We start from the raw sequence: 592 nt of genomic DNA on the forward strand, positions 1-592 counted from the left end.
GAGCATGACGAGTCCTTATAAATAAAGTAAACGGGGAAATGATGGAGGAAAAAAACACTCTGGGCAAGCGCCATGCGGCTGTACGCATTCGGCGCCCGACCTGGGTGATGGGTTACGGCATGTGACCGGGCGTTACGGTGCCAGGTCAAACACCAGCACCTCGGCGTCCTGGCCGTGGCCCAGTTGCAGTGTGCCTTCTGCCTGCAGCGCAGCGGCATCGCCGGCCTTCAGCACCTGGCCGTTGACTTCAAGCTGTCCGCGAATCAGGAACACATAGGTCTTGCGCTTCGCGTCGAGCGGCAACGTGGCGGTTTCCGCGCCGTTGAAGAGGCCTGCATAGAGCCTGGCATTGGCATGGATCAGCACCGAGCCCTGGCTGCCGTCGGGCGAAGCCACCAGCCGCAACGTGCCGCGCTTTTCAGCATCGGCAAATGTTTTTTGTTCGTAGCTGGGAGGAATGCCGGTCACATTGGGCTCGATCCAGATCTGCAGGAAATGCGTGGTCTGGCCGTCTGCGTGGTTGAACTCGCTGTGCTGCACACCGGTGCCCGCGCTCATGCGCTGCACATCACCGGGCGGGATGCCCTTGATG

At 60.8% G+C, this 592-nt stretch carries 1 protein-coding gene; it reads right to left on the reverse strand.

Translation table 11 applies throughout. The features are described 5' to 3' along the window. Positions 1–132: 132 nt before the first annotated feature. The coding region (locus AC1DWI_RS25770) for a pirin family protein (protein ID WP_477726272.1) at positions 133–592 on the reverse strand (460 nt) is incomplete at its 5' end.

The organism is Polaromonas sp. P3_C2 (assembly GCF_056402675.1).